The organism is Caulobacter sp. GW821-FHT12D05 (assembly GCF_058807295.1).
Map to the genome: position 1 here is coordinate 1,078,172 of NZ_JBXAQO010000001.1, position 15,725 is coordinate 1,093,896.

Annotated in this window: 13 protein-coding genes and 3 tRNA genes; 3 read left to right on the top strand and 13 right to left on the bottom strand. The window is 66.1% G+C overall.

The window, feature by feature from the left end:
* The first annotated feature begins 148 nt into the window (after positions 1-148).
* Together AC1RRR_RS04710 and AC1RRR_RS04715 are read left to right on the top strand one after the other, a co-directional pair.
* Positions 149-225 (top strand) — tRNA-Asp (locus AC1RRR_RS04710).
* An 84-nt stretch (positions 226-309) separates the two neighbouring features.
* A complete protein-coding gene (locus AC1RRR_RS04715; RefSeq protein WP_492810945.1) occupies positions 310-1,302 on the top strand; it encodes an LLM class flavin-dependent oxidoreductase in 993 nt (330 codons plus the stop codon).
* Here the strand turns inward: AC1RRR_RS04715 and AC1RRR_RS04720 are convergent.
* From AC1RRR_RS04720 to clpX, 7 genes are all read right to left on the bottom strand, one after another.
* Positions 1,299-2,510: a glycosyltransferase family 4 protein gene (locus tag AC1RRR_RS04720; RefSeq protein ID WP_492810947.1), complete on the bottom strand. Its 1,212-nt coding sequence runs from the start codon at positions 2,508-2,510 to the stop codon at positions 1,299-1,301. The genes AC1RRR_RS04715 and AC1RRR_RS04720 overlap by 4 nt on opposite strands.
* A 65-nt stretch (positions 2,511-2,575) precedes the next feature.
* A complete protein-coding gene (locus AC1RRR_RS04725) occupies positions 2,576-2,779 on the bottom strand; it encodes a type II toxin-antitoxin system antitoxin (RefSeq protein ID WP_492810949.1) in 204 nt (67 codons plus the stop codon).
* 1 nt (position 2,780) lies between these two features.
* On the bottom strand, positions 2,781-3,653 hold the full coding sequence (locus AC1RRR_RS04730; protein ID WP_492810950.1) for an SPFH domain-containing protein: 873 nt from the start codon (positions 3,651-3,653) through the stop codon (positions 2,781-2,783).
* Positions 3,654-3,780: 127 nt separating this feature from the next.
* Positions 3,781-3,855 (bottom strand) — tRNA-Val (locus AC1RRR_RS04735).
* Positions 3,856-3,967: 112 nt separating this feature from the next.
* Positions 3,968-4,246, bottom strand: coding sequence for an HU family DNA-binding protein (locus AC1RRR_RS04740; RefSeq protein ID WP_013079364.1), 279 nt, complete (start codon positions 4,244-4,246; stop codon positions 3,968-3,970).
* Positions 4,247-4,389: 143 nt separating this feature from the next.
* Positions 4,390-6,789, bottom strand: a complete 2,400-nt coding sequence (gene lon / locus AC1RRR_RS04745; protein WP_492810952.1) for an endopeptidase La — start codon at positions 6,787-6,789, stop codon at positions 4,390-4,392.
* A gap of 400 nt (positions 6,790-7,189) precedes the next feature.
* Complete coding sequence (gene clpX, locus AC1RRR_RS04750) at positions 7,190-8,452, bottom strand: ATP-dependent Clp protease ATP-binding subunit ClpX (RefSeq protein WP_354072648.1); 1,263 nt, start codon at positions 8,450-8,452, stop codon at positions 7,190-7,192.
* Between the two features lie 337 nt (positions 8,453-8,789).
* Here clpX and AC1RRR_RS04755 point away from each other — a divergent pair, with 337 nt between their 5' ends.
* Entirely contained in the window at positions 8,790-9,461 is a 672-nt protein-coding gene (locus AC1RRR_RS04755; RefSeq protein WP_492810954.1) for an HAD-IB family hydrolase, read from the top strand.
* An 85-nt stretch (positions 9,462-9,546) separates the two neighbouring features.
* On the opposite strand, the gene AC1RRR_RS04760 is transcribed toward AC1RRR_RS04755, so the two are convergent.
* The 6 genes from AC1RRR_RS04760 to AC1RRR_RS04785 all read right to left on the bottom strand — a co-directional run bounded on the left by AC1RRR_RS04760 (position 9,547) and on the right by AC1RRR_RS04785 (position 15,616).
* Entirely contained in the window at positions 9,547-10,188 is a 642-nt protein-coding gene (locus tag AC1RRR_RS04760; RefSeq protein ID WP_454716369.1) for an ATP-dependent Clp protease proteolytic subunit, read from the bottom strand.
* 167 nt (positions 10,189-10,355) lie between these two features.
* Complete coding sequence (gene tig / locus AC1RRR_RS04765) at positions 10,356-11,714, bottom strand: trigger factor (protein WP_492811767.1); 1,359 nt, start codon at positions 11,712-11,714, stop codon at positions 10,356-10,358.
* Positions 11,715-11,911: 197 nt separating this feature from the next.
* Positions 11,912-11,996: transfer RNA gene (locus AC1RRR_RS04770), tRNA-Leu, on the bottom strand.
* Between the two features lie 44 nt (positions 11,997-12,040).
* On the bottom strand, positions 12,041-13,492 hold the full coding sequence (locus AC1RRR_RS04775; RefSeq protein WP_492810956.1) for an NAD(P)H-hydrate dehydratase: 1,452 nt from the start codon (positions 13,490-13,492) through the stop codon (positions 12,041-12,043).
* 10 nt (positions 13,493-13,502) lie between these two features.
* On the bottom strand, positions 13,503-14,072 hold the full coding sequence (locus tag AC1RRR_RS04780; protein ID WP_492810957.1) for a histidine phosphatase family protein: 570 nt from the start codon (positions 14,070-14,072) through the stop codon (positions 13,503-13,505).
* 5 nt (positions 14,073-14,077) lie between these two features.
* Positions 14,078-15,616 carry an acetyl-CoA acetyltransferase gene (locus tag AC1RRR_RS04785; protein WP_492810958.1) on the bottom strand — a complete coding sequence of 513 codons (1,539 nt, stop codon included), beginning with the start codon at positions 15,614-15,616 and terminating at the stop codon, positions 14,078-14,080.
* Between the last annotated feature and the right edge of the window lie 109 nt (positions 15,617-15,725).

Below are 15,725 nucleotides of genomic sequence, written 5' to 3' on the forward strand. Positions count from 1 at the left end.
GGATGTAGCTCAGTTGGTTAGAGCGCCGGCCTGTCACGCCGGAGGTCGCGGGTTCGAGTCCCGTCATTCGCGCCACCCCTTTAAATAAGGGGTCGGAAAGCACCCTCCCCTCGGTTTACGGACGACCGTCGCGCCCAGGCGCAACGATGCGGATGTAGCTCAGTTGGTTAGAGCGCCGGCCTGTCACGCCGGAGGTCGCGGGTTCGAGTCCCGTCATTCGCGCCACCGTCCAGTGGTTCTTCTCCCCTTACATCGAGAATGATCTTCGCAACGGCTTGAGTTGCGATTGCCGCACGCCATGTAGCGGACATGACCTCAGCTTACCCGCAGTTCTCCGTTCTGGATCTGGCCCCCGTTCCGCAAGGCACGCCCGTCGGCCAGGCGCTCAACAACAGCCTGGACCTGGCCCAGCACGCCGAATCTCTCGGCTTCCACCGCTACTGGCTGGCCGAGCATCACAACATGCCGGGAATCGCGTCAGCCGCGACCGCCGTCGTGATCGGCCACGTGGCCGGCGGGACGAAGACGATTCGGGTCGGCTCGGGCGGCGTCATGCTGCCCAACCACGCCCCGCTGATGGTCGCCGAGCAGTTCGGCACGCTCGCCGCGCTCTATCCGGGTCGCATCGATCTGGGCCTGGGCCGCGCGCCGGGCACCGACCAGGCGACCATGCGCGCCCTGCGCCGCTATGCCGGCGCTGTTGATTCGTTCGCCCAGGACGTCGTCGAGCTGCAGCACTGGTTCAAGCCGGCCGATCCGGACCAGAACATCCGCGCCGTGCCGGGCGAAGGCCAGGACGTGCCGATCTGGCTGCTGGGCTCCTCGACCTGGGGCGCTCAGCTGGCCGCGGCGCTGGGCCTGCCGTTCGCCTTCGCCGCCCACTTCGCGCCCGACTCGCTGCTGGACGCCCTGCTGCTCTATCGCCGGCACTTCAAGCCGTCGGAGGTGTTGGACAAGCCCTATGCCATGGCCTGCATCGGCGTCTGCGCGGCCGATACCGATAAGGAGGCGACTCGCCTAGCGACCTCGACCCAGCAGCAGTTCCTGGCCCTGCGCCGCGGCCGCCCTGGCCTGCTGCCCCCGCCGGTCGACGATATCCGCGAGCACGCCTCGGAAGCCGAGCTGGCGGGCCTGGATCACACCTTCCAGTACTCGGCGATCGGTTCGCCCGAGACGGTGAAGCGCAAGATCGACCAGGTGCTGAAGCTGACGGAGGCCGACGAGCTGATGTTCGCCTCGCAGATCTACGATCACGCCGCGCGCAAGCACAGCTACGAGATCCTGGCGTCGCTCAAGGCCTAGTGGTCGCGCAGCGGGACCTGGCCGCCGAACGCCTGGCGGCCGGTCAGCCCGCCGTAGATACCGCAGAGCTGGCGGAACACCGCGTCCCAGCCGTGCCGTTCGACGGCGCGACGGCGAGCAGCCGCGCCGATGGCGGCGATGTCACGCGCGAACAGGGCTTCGATCGCTTCGGCGAAGGCCGCAGGCTCGGACATCGAGGCCAATTGGCCGACTTCCTCATCGACGGATTCGGCCACCCCGCCGGCGGCGACACCCACGACAGGCAGGCCACAGGCCATGGCCTCCAGCACGATCAGGCCGAACGGCTCATTGTCATTGGCATGGACGAAGGCGTCGCAGCTGGCCAGCACGCCGGCCAGGGTGGCGGGATCGCGCACATAGTCCAGGCACAAGGCGCGGTCGCTGACCGGCGCGCCGCCGCCGGCCCCGACGAACAGCAGCTTGTAGGGCGCGCCGAGTCGCTCGACCGCGCTGACCAGCACTTCCAGTTTCTTCTCGCGCGCCGGACGGCCGGCGAAGACCAGCAGGCGCTCGTCCGGCGCGACGCCCAGGCGGCGGCGCAAAGCGTCCCGATCGCCACGCGCGGGGTGGAACAGCTCGGTGTCGACGCCCAGCGGCAGGCCGATGGCGTTGTGCACGCCCGCCTCGATCAGGCGGCCGGCGATGAAGCGGCTGGGAGCCACGGCCTGGTCGAACTGACGATAGATCGCCGCCCAGCGCTTCTGGACGGGCTTTTCGGCCCACTCGCCGATGTGCAGCGCCGCTAGCTTACCCAGATCGGTGTGGCAGAAACCGACGACGGGAATGCCCAGGGCGCCCCCTGCCCTCAGCGCCGCCAGGCCGGGCGTATAGGGATCGCCGGCCTCAATGATGTCAGGCCGCTGACGGATCAGGCGGTCCATCCAGGCGGCCTTGACCATTGGCCAGCGGTAGCCGGCGCCGAACGGCAGCGGAGCAGCGTAGATCGAGACTCGACCCTGGCCATCATAGGAATCACGCGCGCCCGGCACGACCAGCGTATGGCGGACGTCTTGGCGATTGGCCGCCAGCCAGGCGCGCTTGGACGCCAAGTAGCGACGCACGCCGCCGCTGCGCGGGGCATAGAGCATTGTGGTGTCGACAAGACGAACCGGGCCGTCAGTCGGCGGAGCGATTTCAGAGTGGAAACCACGCAGGCCGGCGGGCCGAGTCAATGTCGTGTCCGTCACGCCGATTCCTCATCGCTACTCCAGGCCCCCCATTCGGCCCTGGAACGATAAAGCTTTTGCGACACTCACAGTTCCTCGCCGTTCCCGGACGATTTTGGAGTGACGCCGCGACGCTTGAGGGCCTCGCGCAGCAATACCTCTACCTGAGCATTCACGCTGCGCAACTCCGCGTCGGCCAGCTTTTCGACGGCGGCCAACACCTCGGGACGGACGCGCATCAGAAACGCGCGCCGTCCGCCTTTTGCTCCCTTTTCCGGATCCTCGGCCACGTCAGCCGTACAGCGTGCCGGTGTTGACCACGGGCTGGGCCTCGCGATCGGCGCACAGCACGACCAACAGGTTCGAGACCATCGAGGCGCGACGCTCGTCGTCCAGAGTGACGACGCCCCGCTCGCTGAGCTGGCTCAGGGCGCTTTCGACCATGTCCACGGCGCCGGCCACGATCGTGCGGCGGGCGGCCAGCACGGCCTCGGCCTGCTGACGCTTCAACATCGAGCCGGCGATCTCGGGGGCATAGGCCAGGTGCATCAGGTGCGCCTCGTCGATGGCGACGCCGGCGACGTTGCAGCGCTGCTGCAGGTCCTTCTGCAGGCGGTCACCGACCTCCTCGGCATGGGCGCGCAGGGTCGGCTCGCCCTCCTCCGCGTGATCGTAGGCGTAGTGCGAGGCGACCTCGCGCAGGCCGGTCTCGATCTGGATGTTCACGAAGGCGACGTAGTCATCGACGTCGAACAGGGCCTGGGCCGAGTCCTTGACCCGCCAGACGATGTTGGCGGCGATCTCGATCGGGTTGCCGCGCTTGTCGTTGACCTTCAGCGTCTCGCTGGTGACGTTGCGCACCCGCAGGCTGATCTTCTTGCGACCATACCAGAACAGGATCCAGCGCAGGCCGGTCTTACGGTCGGTGCCGACATAGGATCCGAACAGGGTGATCGCGTAGGCCTCGTTCGGCTGCAGCGAATAGAAGCCCGCCGACACCAGCAGAAACAGCAGGACCAGGGCGACGCCGATGACCGGCAGCTCCTGCGAGAAGGCGAAGATCCCTCCGCCCAGCAGGAACGGCAGCGCCAACAGCGGCAGGCCGCCGCCCATGCCGCCATGGGGACGCTCGGTAGTGGGATTGATGGTGCGGGTCTCGGTCATGGCGCTCCTCCAGCGGTGCGATCAAAGTGATATCACTTCGATCAGTATTACGCAGGTTAAAACGGCGTCATGTGGCGGCACCCCGCGCTGGCTCGCGCGAGGTTGGATCGGACTTGTGCTGGAAGGATGGTGGGCAGTGAGGGGATCGAACCCCCGACCCTCTCGGTGTAAACGAGACGCTCTACCGCTGAGCTAACTGCCCCACTTGGGTGGGCGCTTCTAGCCGCACCCGTGCGCCGCGCAAAGCGCAAAACGAAAAGGCGGAACGTCAGCCCCCCAGGATGACGCTCCGCCTCTCTTAAGCGGAAACTGGTTTAGCCGTTCAGCGAGGACTTCAAGCCTTCGCCGACCTGGAAGCGCGCGGTCTTCGAAGCGGGACGGTTGACGGTCTCGCCGGTGCGCGGGTTGCGGGCGGTGCCTGCGGCGCGGGTCACGGCCTTGAAGGTGCCGAAACCGACCAGGCGAACGTCCTGACCCGATTTCAACGAGTCGGTGACGGCGTCGATGAAAGCTTCCAGCGCGTCCTTGGCCTGGTTCTTGTTGATGCCCGCCTTCTCGGCGATCGCCGTAACGAGTTCGGCTTTTGTGGTCATGTTTTTCTCCCAGCCTGAGCGGCGCCGCTTATTCCTTACGGCGCTTGGCTCAGCGGGGGATTATGGCGGCAGAAAATGCCCCGTCAAACGCGAGCGGCGCGGGAAACTCCCGCGCCGCCTAAGTTATCAACGATTAGTTGCGTTTAGTGGGTCAGAACGGCGTCCCCGTCGGGGTCGTCCTTCTTCGCACCCGCAGCAATCGGCTCATCAGCCTCGTTCCATTCGACCGGGGTCAAAGGGCCCGTGAGGCCGTGCTTGAGCACCTCGTCCATGGTCGAGACCGGGATGATTTCCAGACCGTCCTTGACGCTCTGGGGCACATCCGCGAGGTCCTTCTCGTTCTCCTGCGGGATCAGCACGGTCTTCACGCCCGAGCGCAGAGCCGCCAGCAGCTTCTCCTTCAGGCCGCCGATCGCGGTGACCCGGCCGCGCAGGGTGATCTCGCCGGTCATGGCGATATCCTTGCGGATCGGGATGCCGGTCAGCACCGAGACGATGGCCAGGCCCATTGCCGCGCCGGCGGACGGACCGTCCTTGGGCGTGGCGCCGTCCGGCACGTGGATGTGGACGTCGGTCTTCTCGAACACCGGCGGCTTGATGCCGAACTGCACCGACCGCGAACGGACGTAGCTGTTGGCCGCCGAGATCGACTCCTTCATCACTTCCTTGAGGTTGCCGGTGATCGACATGCGACCCTTGCCCGGCATCTTCACGGCTTCGATGGTCAGGATGTCGCCGCCAAATTCCGTCCAGGCCAGACCGGTGACAATGCCGACCTGGTCAACTTCGTCGGTCTCGCCGTAGCGGTACTTCTGGACGCCCGCGTACTTGGCCAGGCGCTCATCGTCGATGGTGATCGTGGTCAACTTTTCGCGGGCCAGGTCACGCACCGTCTTGCGCGCCAGGGCGCCCAGTTCCCGCTCCAGCGACCGCACGCCGGCTTCCCGGGTGTAGTAGCGGATCAGGTCGCGGATCGCCTTGTCCGGAACGATGAACTCGGCCGGCTTCAGGCCGTGATCCTTGCTCAGCTTCGGCAGGATGTGGCGCTTGGCGATCTCCAGCTTCTCATCCTCGGTGTAGCCGGGGATGCGGATGATCTCCATGCGGTCCAGCAGCGGCTGGGGCATGTTCAGGCTGTTGGCCGTCGTGACGAACATCACCTGCGACAGGTCGTAGTCGACCTCCAGATAGTGGTCGCCAAAAGTCGAGTTCTGCGACGGATCCAGCACTTCCAGCAGCGCCGAGGCGGGGTCGCCGCGGTAGTCGCTGCCCATCTTATCGATCTCGTCCAGCAGGACGAAGGCGTTCGTGGTCTTGGCCTTCTTCATCGACTGGACGACCTTGCCAGGCATCGAGCCGATGTAGGTGCGGCGGTGACCGCGGATCTCGGCTTCGTCACGCACGCCGCCCAGCGACATACGCACGAACTCGCGACCGGTCGCCTTGGCCAGCGACTTGCCCAGCGAGGTCTTGCCGACGCCGGGAGGACCGACCAGGCACAGGATCGGGCCCTTCAGCGAGTTGGTCCGGGCCTGGACGGCCAGGTACTCGAGGATCCGTTCCTTGACCTTGTCCAGGCCGTAGTGGTCCTCGTCGAGGATGCCTTCGGCTTCCGGCAGGTCGATCTTCTTGGTCTTGGCCTTGCCCCACGGGATCGACAGCAGCCAGTCCAGATAGTTGCGGACAACGGTGCTCTCGGCCGACATCGGGCTCATGTTGCGCAGCTTCTTCAGCTCGCTCTCGGCCTTGGTGCGGGCTTCCTTGGAAAGCTTGGTCTTCTTGATGCGCTTTTCGAGATCGATCAGCTCGTCGCGCGAGTCATCCGGGTCGCCCAGCTCGCGCTGGATCGCCTTCATCTGTTCGTTCAGATAGTACTCGCGCTGGGTCTTCTCCATCTGGCGCTTCACGCGCGAGCGGATCTTCTTCTCGACCTGCAGAACCGAGATCTCGCCTTCCATGAGGGCGAAGACCTTCTCCAGGCGCTTCACGACGTCGAAGATTTCCAGCAAGTGCTGCTTGTCGCCGATCTTCACCGACAGGTGGGCGGCGATGCTGTCGGCCAGCTTGCCCGGTTCGGCGATCTGCGGGATCGACGCCAGGGCCTCCGGCGGCACCTTCTTGTTCAGCTTCACATAGTTTTCGAATTGCTCGACGACCGCGCGCGACAGGGCCTCGGCCTCGGGGCCGGCGCCTTCGTCTTCGCTGACTTCGCCGATCTGGGCCTCGTAGAAGGACTCCTGGTCGGTGAACTTCACGACGGCCGCGCGGCCCTTGCCCTCGACCAGCACCTTCACGGTGCCGTCGGGCAGCTTCAGCAGCTGCAGGACGGTGGCCAGAACGCCGACGTCGAAGATGTCGCCCGGCGCCGGATCATCATCCGCCGAGTTCTTCTGGGTGACGAGCAGGATCTGCTTGTCGCCGCGCATCACTTCCTCGAGGGCGCGTACGGATTTATCGCGGCCCACGAAAAGCGGCACGACCATGTGCGGGAACACAACGATATCCCGCAGCGGCAAGACAGGAAGCGTACGTAGTTCGGACATGTGCTCAATACTCCCGGCCTTCAGCGCCCCTAGACGCCTTGGCCCTGCGGGCCGCCGTAACATCAGACGATGCGCCTGAGTCGAACGACCCGTCCGCCCGTGACTGGGCGAATGGTCGTTATTTATGTGGACGTTTTACAACAGGGTTCAAGCGTACTCGCCTCACAGCGGCGACAGGTCGCGCGTGACCGGCAAAGCTGAAGTGAATATGCCCCAGCTGGCGCCATAGCGGGCAAGTTCGCCTAAACACTGTCGGGAAAAGGACTTTCGCTCGCTCAAGCTGCCCGTGGCGCCGAAGCCTCACCGGTCGTCCAACAGGTTTACGACACCGGTTTATCCACGAAAAAGGCGCGCCTCCCTGTGGAAGACGCGCCCTGATTTTCGCGACGAAGCTTGGCGCTTAGGCCGAAGCGGCCCCGCCCTTCTTCTCGGCGTAGATCAGCAGCGGCTGAGCGCGGCCTTCCACGACCTCGGCATTGACCACCACTTCCTCGACGCCCTCATAGTTGGGCAGCTCGAACATGGTCTCCAGCAGGATGCCTTCCATGATGGAACGCAGGCCGCGGGCGCCGGTCTTGCGGGCAATGGCCTTCTTGGCGACCTGGTGCAGGGCGTCCTCGGTGAAGGTCAGGCCGATGTTCTCCATCTCGAACAGGCGCTGGTACTGCTTGACGAAGGCGTTCTTCGGCTCGGTCAGGATCTTGACCAGGGCGGTCTCGTCGAGATCCTCCAGGGTCGCGACCACCGGCAGACGGCCGATGAATTCCGGGATCAGGCCGAAGCGCTGCAGGTCGTCGGGTTCGACGTTCCGCAGGATCTCGCCCGTCCGGCGCTCTTCCGGATCGGTCACTTTCGCGCCGAAGCCGATCGACTTGGCCGCGCCGCGCGCCGAGATGATCTTCTCGAGGCCGGCGAAGGCGCCACCGCAGATGAACAGGATGTTCGTGGTGTCGACCTGCAGGAATTCCTGCTGCGGATGCTTGCGCCCGCCTTGCGGCGGCACGGAGGCGACGGTGCCTTCCATGATCTTCAGCAGGGCCTGCTGCACGCCTTCACCCGACACGTCACGGGTGATCGACGGGTTGTCGGACTTGCGGCTGATCTTGTCGATTTCGTCGATGTAGACGATGCCGCGTTGGGCGCGCTCGACGTTGTAGTCGGCGGCTTGCAGCAGCTTCAGCACGATGTTCTCGACGTCTTCGCCGACGTAACCGGCTTCGGTCAGCGTCGTGGCGTCGGCCATCGTGAACGGCACGTCGATGATTCGGGCCAGCGTCTGAGCCAGCAGCGTCTTACCCGTACCGGTCGGACCGACCAGCAGGATGTTCGACTTCGCCAGTTCGACGTCGTTGTTCTTCGAAGCGTGGTTCAGGCGCTTGTAGTGGTTGTGGACCGCAACCGCGAGGACCTTCTTGGCGTGACCTTGGCCGATCACGTAATCGTCCAGGACTTCGCAGATCTCGCGCGGCGTCGGGACGCCGTCCTTGGACTTCACGAAAGCGATCTTGTGCTCTTCGCGAATGATATCCATGCAGAGCTCGACGCATTCATCACAAATGAACACCGTCGGTCCCGCGATGAGCTTGCGCACCTCATGTTGGCTCTTTCCGCAGAAAGAACAGTAGAGAGTGCTCTTGGTGTCGCCGCTCGCGGCTTTCGTCATGATCGCTTCTCACACTATGGCGACTTACGGCTTACGCCGGTGACGCCCCTCCGAGCACACACACCGCCACCGAAGCAGGCAGGATATACGCCGGGAGTTGTCTAATCCTTGACAATCCCCGATCCGGGCTCGGTTCACAAGCCTTGCCGGCGCCTTTCCGCCCTCAAACGCCTGAACCTGCTGGATCGTGTCATGACCTCGTCATCTAATTTGGGCGATTGGCGCGCCGACGCAAGCGCCGAGCGACTAAGCCCTTACCGCCGCCCCAGGAACCCCTTATTACGAGAACCGGAATCGTAAGGGTCGAGCGCGGCAAGCGCGCTCTTTGGGAAGGTCTATGGCGAAGCGTTCGTTGATGTCGATGGGTTTGAGCGCGTCGCGTCCGATGACCGGCGATCTGGGCGATGAGCCCGCGCTCGTGGCCTTCGATTTCGACGGCACCCTGACCGTCAAGGACAGCTTCAACGCCTTCCTGAAGTGGCGCGCCGGCCGCAAGTGGACGCGCGGCGTCATCCGCCTGACCCCGTCGTTGATCGGCTACGTGTTCGACAGGAACCGCGCGAAACTCAAGGCCGCCGCGGTCCGCGAGTTCATGAAGGGCGCCACGGTCGAGCAGATCGAGAACGACGCGCGGGCCTTCGCCCAGGCCTTCGCCCCGTCCCTGCTGCGCCCCGACGCCCTGGCGGTCTGGCGCTCGTGGCGGGCCAAGGGGGCCAAGCTTGTCATCGTAACGGCCTCGCCCGAAATCACCGTCGCGCCCTTCGCCCGGGGCCTGGGCGCCGACATGCTGATCGGCACGCGCCTGATGACCAACGAGGACGGCCGCATCCTGGGCGGCCTCGACGGGAACAACTGCCGGGCCAAGGAAAAGGTGCAGCGCCTGCGCGAGGTCTTCGGCCCCGACGTGCACCTGACGGCGGCCTACGGCGACACCTCGGGCGACACCGAGATGCTGGCGATCGCCGACGAGAAGGGCTACCGCGTCTTCCGAGGCCGGCCCGCGACCTGAGCGGATTTGCCGCAGGGTTCCGAGTAAAGAAAAAGCCGCCGATCCTGAGATCGGCGGCTTTCTTGTTCTTGCGAAGCTTCGCGCCTTATTCGGCGCCGGCCTCGGCCGCGTCGCGGCTGTCGTAGACGTGGTCGACCAGGCCCCAGGCCTTGGCTTCGTCAGCGCTCATGAAGTGGTCGCGGTCGAGGGTCTTTTCGACTTCCTCATAGGTGCGGCCGGTGTGCTTGACGTAGATCTCGTTCAGGCGACGCTTGGTCTTGATGATGTCCTCGGCGTGGCGCTCGATGTCCGAGGCTTGGCCACGGAAACCGCCCGAGGGTTGGTGCACCATGATGCGGGCGTTCGGCAGCGCGATGCGCTGGCCCGGCGCGCCGGCTTGCAGCAGCAGCGAACCCATCGAAGCGGCCATGCCCATGCACACCGTCGAGACCGGGCTCTTGATGTATTGCATGGTGTCGTAGATCGCGAGGCCCGACGTCACCACGCCACCCGGCGAGTTGATGTACATGGCGATCTCTTTCTTGGGGTTCTCGGACTCCAGGAACAGCAGCTGGGCGCAGATCAGGCTGGCCATGCCGTCCTCGACCGGACCGGTCAGGAAGATGATCCGCTCCTTCAGCAGGCGCGAGAAGATGTCGAAGGCGCGCTCGCCGCGGCTGGTCTGCTCGACCACCATCGGAACCAGGTTCATCGCCGTCGCCATCGGATCGTACATCATAGGGATCACCCTCTTTGTGTGTCTGGGCGGCGAAAACGAATCAGCTCTCGCGCGCCGTCGCTCTCGCATATCGCGTGGCGCTTAACAGGTTGCAAGGAGCCGGCGGTTTCGTGGCGAAACGAAAAAGGCGCGGCCCTCGCGGACCGCGCCTCATTTCTTTCGACTTCAGCGAAGCCTTAGCCGCCGTAGCCTTCCGGCAGGTCGTCTTCTTCCAGGAGTTCGTCCTTGGAGACTTCCTTTTCCTCGATCTTGGCCTTGCCGAAGATCAGGTCGACGACCTTGTCTTCGTAGATCGGGGCGCGCAGGGCGGCCTGCAGGTCGGCGCGCTGGCGGTACATGTCGAACACTTGCTGGGCCTGAGCGCCGTACTGGCGGGCTTCGCGCATGATCGCGTCGGTCAGTTCCTGGTCGGTGACGACGACGTCGTTCTTACGACCGATTTCGGCCAGCACCAGACCCAGGCGCACGCGGCGCTCAGCGATCTTCTTGTACTCGTCCTTCAGGGTCTCTTCCGACTTCTCGGCGTCTTCCGGCGGCAGGCCGCCACGGGCCTTGTCGGCCTCGACCTGTTGCCAGATGCCGGCGAACTCGGCGTCGACCATGCGCGGCGGCAGGGCGAAGTCGTGCTTGGTGTCCAGGACGTCCAGCAGGGCGCGCTTCAGCTTGAAGCGCGAGCTGTTTTCGTAGCGGCTGCCCAGGTTCGACTTCAGCAGCTCGGTCAGGGCGGCCAGGTCCGACAGACCCAGGCGCTTGGCCAGCTCGTCGTCGGCCTTGCCATCGACCGGCGCGCGGACTTCGGTGACCTTGGTGGCGAATTCGGCGTCCTTACCGGCCAGGTCGGCGGCTTGGTACTCTTCCGGGAACTTCACCTTCACGACAATTTCGTCGCCCGGCTTGGCGCCGACCAGTTGCTCTTCGAAGCCCGGGATGAATTGGCCCGAACCCAGGACCAGCTCAGCGCCTTCGGCCTTGCCGCCGGCGAATTCGACGCCGTCGATGGTGCCGACGAAGTCGATCAGCAGTTGGTCGCCGTCCTTGGCCTTCAGGCTCTTGCCCGTGCGCGGCTCATAGGTGCGAGCCTGCTTGGCCAGCTCGGCCAGGGCTTCTTCGACTTCTTCGTCGCCGACCTTGTAGACCGGCTTGACCAGCTCGATCGACGCCGGGTCGATCGGTTCGAATTCCGGCATCACTTCGACGGCCAGATCGAAGACCAGGTCTTCGCCGCCGTTGAGGACCTTGTCCATGTCCGAGGTCGGGTTCAGCTCGGGCTGACCGGCCGGACGCAGCTTGTTCTCTTCCAGGACCTTCGAGGTCGTCTCGTTCAGAGCCTGCTCGATGACTTCGCCCATCAGGCCCTTGCCGTACAGGCGGCGAACGTGGGCCGTCGGCACCTTGCCGGGACGGAAGCCCTTCACGTTCATCTGCGGCGCGACTTCGGCGATGCGCGCTTCCAGGCGCGTGGCCAGTTCACTTGCGGGCACCGTGACGCCAAAAACGCGGCTGAGGCCTTCGCCCGACTTTTCAACGATCTGCATCGACATTCTTTAATTCTCGGGTCCGAGGCGCCGAGCGCCCGAGCTCCGCCCTGGGGTCCAAAAGATCGACGCCGCCCGCGAGGCCGGGGCGGCGAAAGAGCGCCCTTATGTCACGACGTGCGCGAGCATCCAAGAGCGTCATAAGTAAAACTCGTGACAGCCGACCCAGTCTTTTGAGCAGGCCGTCACGAGGCGTCTGGTGCGGATGAGAGGACTCGAACCTCCACGCCTCTCGGCGCTAGAACCTAAATCTAGTGCGTCTACCAGTTTCGCCACATCCGCGTGCGAGGGGGATTACGGACTTAAACCCCGCCGCGCAAGTCCGGTCAGCGCCCGGCGTACAGCTGCGCCAGCACGGCCGGCGCCAGGCCCGGCAGGTCCTCGGCGATCAGGCCCGGCCCATGAGCGGCGCCGCACTCGGCGTGGATCCAGGCCCCGGCGCAGGCGGCCTCGAAGCTCTCCATGCCCTGGGCGATCAGCCCGCCGATGAAGCCGGCCAGCACGTCGCCCGAACCGGCGGTGGCCAGCCAGGGCGTTCCGTTCAGCGACACGGCCGCCCGGCCGTCCGGCGCGGCGACCACGGTGTCGGGGCCTTTCAGCAGCACGACGGCCCCTGCCCGCCTGGCCGCCTCGCGAGTCGCGGCGATCCGCTCGGGCGACCGGGCCAGCAGGCCCGGGAAGATTCGCTCGAACTCGCCCGGATGCGGGGTCAGGACGTCGTCGCGGTCGAGACAGGCGAACAGGGTCTCGACATCATGCCGGAAACTGGTCAGCGCGTCGGCGTCGACGACCAGGGCCGCGCCGGTCTGGGCCAAGGCTTGCAGGTTCAGCGCGGTCGCCTCTCCCACCCCGGCGGCCGGACCGATGATCACCGCGTCGGCCTCCTCGGCGGCGACGGCCAGGTCGGCCTCCGCCCCGAACGGCGCCAGCATGATCGCCTCCAGGTGGGCGGCGTTGACCGCCAGAGCGCCCGGCGGCGACAGCAAGGTCACCGCGCCGGCCCCGATCCGCAGACCGCCCCGCGCCGCCAGCCGCGCCGCGCCCGTGCTCCACATCTCGCCGCTGACCACCTTGAGGCGACCGCGCGTGTGCTTGTGGGCGTCCAGCGCCGGCCACGGGAAGCGCTTGCCCCAGAGGTCGGGCTCGTTCTCGAACAGGTCCGCACCCTCGCCGGGCCACAGGCCGATGTCGGCGACGACGATCTCACCGCAGGCCTTACGGCCCTCGGCCAGCACATGGGCGCGCTTGCGGCGGTGGAAGGTGACGGTCAGGTCGGCGCGGAAGGCGACATCACCCAGCGGCTGACCCGTGTCGCCGTGCAGGCCCGACGGCGTGTCGACCGCGACCAGGGTCAGGGAAGGCTCGGCGGCGAGACGCGCCAGCTTGGCAACGTCGCCCTCCAGGGGACGCGACAGCCCCGCCCCGAACAACGCATCTATATAGAGCGTACCGGTTGAGAGCTCGGTCGACAGCGGCCGGACCTCGCCCTTCCAGCGCGAGGCGGCCCAGCGGCAGGCGTCCGTCGACGGCGGATAGGCGGCCTCGACCACGACCTGCCAGCCGCGCTTGCGCAGATGGCGGGCGGCGACATAGCCGTCACCGCCGTTGTCGCCGGGACCACACCAGATCACCACGGGACGATGGGCGTAGCGCTCCCGGATAGCCTGGGCCACGGCCTCGCCGGCGCGTTCCATCAGCACCGGCGTCGGCGTGCCGCGCTCGACGGCGGCGCGATCGGCCGCGGCCATCTGGGCGACCGTCAGAATCTCTCGCGCCACGCCTACTCCTTCAAAGCACCTGACTTTGAGCTTCGCGCCCTTTCGCAGCCAGGATCAAGCGGTCCCCGTCGATCTCGAACACCGTGCGCGAGCAATGGTCGGGCCGAAAGGCCATGACCTCGCCCTGCCCCGTCGCCACGCCGACCGCCGCATTCAGGGCGACGAAGTGGCTGAACACTGCCGCGCCGGCGTGTTCGGCCAGGGCCGTGGCAACGCTTTGTGTCCAGTCGACATAGTCCAGGTCGCCCTGGATCTGATCCCAGCGCCCGCCGAACGCCTGGCGCAGCCACGCCGGTCTTTCCTCATGGCTCAAGGCCGCCGGGGTGGGGATCTCGCCGACGCGCGGATCGATGACGATGTCCACGCCCAAAGCGTCGGCCAGCGGCTCGGCCGTCTCGCGGCAGCGGCGCAGCGGCGAGGACACCACCCGCGTCGGTCGCTGATCCTTGGGCAAGGCCAGGACCTCCTTGGCGATCGCCAGGGCCTGCAACAGGCCCGTGCCGTCCAGGCCCGGATCCTCGTCGTCTCCGCCCCAGGTCGCAGCGGGTTTCCCGTGACGGATGACATGCACTCTATTCATGGCGCTCAATCCGGGACGAAGAGGCTGCGGACGCCATCCGGATGCGGCCCGACCACGCCGGTGCGCCCGACGCCCTCACGGCTTTCCAGGTCGCGCAGCACCTCTGGGTCGTCCGGTGTCTGGGCCACGAAGCGGCGGCCCTCGGCGTCGCGACCGATGACGATGCCCATCCGCACGCCCTCGCGGCCGTGGACGACGGTGTAGGTCTCGATCGTCGCTGGCCCCTCGGGTTTCTCGACGATCTCCGGATGCGGCAGGGCATCGATCCGCGCCTGGAGCACCGAAGGCGCCTCCCGCTCCCATTTCCCCTCGAAGGGCTTGGTCGAATAGATGCCAACCGACTGCTTGGTCAGGAACCAGCCATTGGCGGTCGACAGGCCCCAGGCGCCAGGCCGTTCGCGCAGCTTGGCCACCATCTCGGCGATGGCGTGCAGGGCGTAGTTGTTCCCCGGTCCGCCGAAATACGGCAGGCCACCGGTGACGGTCAGGCCGCGCGGGTCGTCCAGGGTCAGGCCGATCTCCTCGGCCCCTATCCGCACCGCCGAGGGAAAGCAGGAGTAGAGGTCGATGACGTCCAGGTCCTCGACACCAATCCCAGCCATCTCCAGCGCGCGTTCACCGGTCAGGCGCATGGCGGGGCTGGAGTGGTAGTCCTGGCGCTCCAGCGGATACCAAAGGTCCGAAGCGTCGGCGCAGCCATGCAGGAAGACCCACTTGTCCTCCGGCACGCCCAACTCCCGCGCCTTGCCGACGCTGGCGATCAGGACGGCGGCCGACTGGTCGACTTCCATGATGGCGTTCAGGTACTTCGGGTACGGATAGCCGACCATCCGATTGCGGTCGGTGACGGTGACCAGTTCCTCGGGCGAGCGCTCGACCGGAAACCAGGCATGCGGATTGGCGGCGGCGACCTTGGTGAAGGGCGCGAAGAAGTCGCCCAGCTGCTGCTGGTGATCCGCCAGTGAGCGCCCGTCCCGCGCTCGCAGCGCGTTCTCGAACAAAGGATAGGTGTTCACCGGATAGCCCAGGCCGTGCGCACCCTCCTGCCGGGTGACGCCCGGACGCGGGTCGCCGATGCGCTGGGGCGTGCTGGTGATGTCGTCACCCCAGCCCTCGAAGCCCAGGCCGCCCTTCATCCGCTTCATCAGCGAGCCGAGGAACTCCGCCCCTGTCACCAGGGCCAGTTGCGACTCGCCCTTGGCGATCCGCTCACAGACGACATTGACCGCCTGCTGGGGGCTGTTGCCGCCGGTCTCGGTGTAGACGCTCCATGCTGGCGAGGCTCCGATCGCACGCGCCAGCGAGGCCGGCGGATCCGCCAAGCGTGGCAAAGGCAGCTTCGACAACCCTCCAGGCGCATCGATGCTGAACGCAACGACCGCCAAAGCGTCCAGATCGGCAAGAACCGACCCTGTCAGCCCGGCGTCGAGCGAGGCTCTTTCCGCCGCAGTTTTCAGCAATTCCAGCGGAGATGGTGAATTTTCGGCCTCACCGCGATACGTGAATTGGCCCGCCCCGATCAAAACCGGCGTGTCGTCGCGCATTTCCACCCCCGTTCAAACGCTCGTTCGGCGCGATCGTAGGCGCCAAATGGCGCATCGCAAGCCGATTTGGCCGCCAATCCGAAAATGCGCATTTCAACGGCGCCAGGCG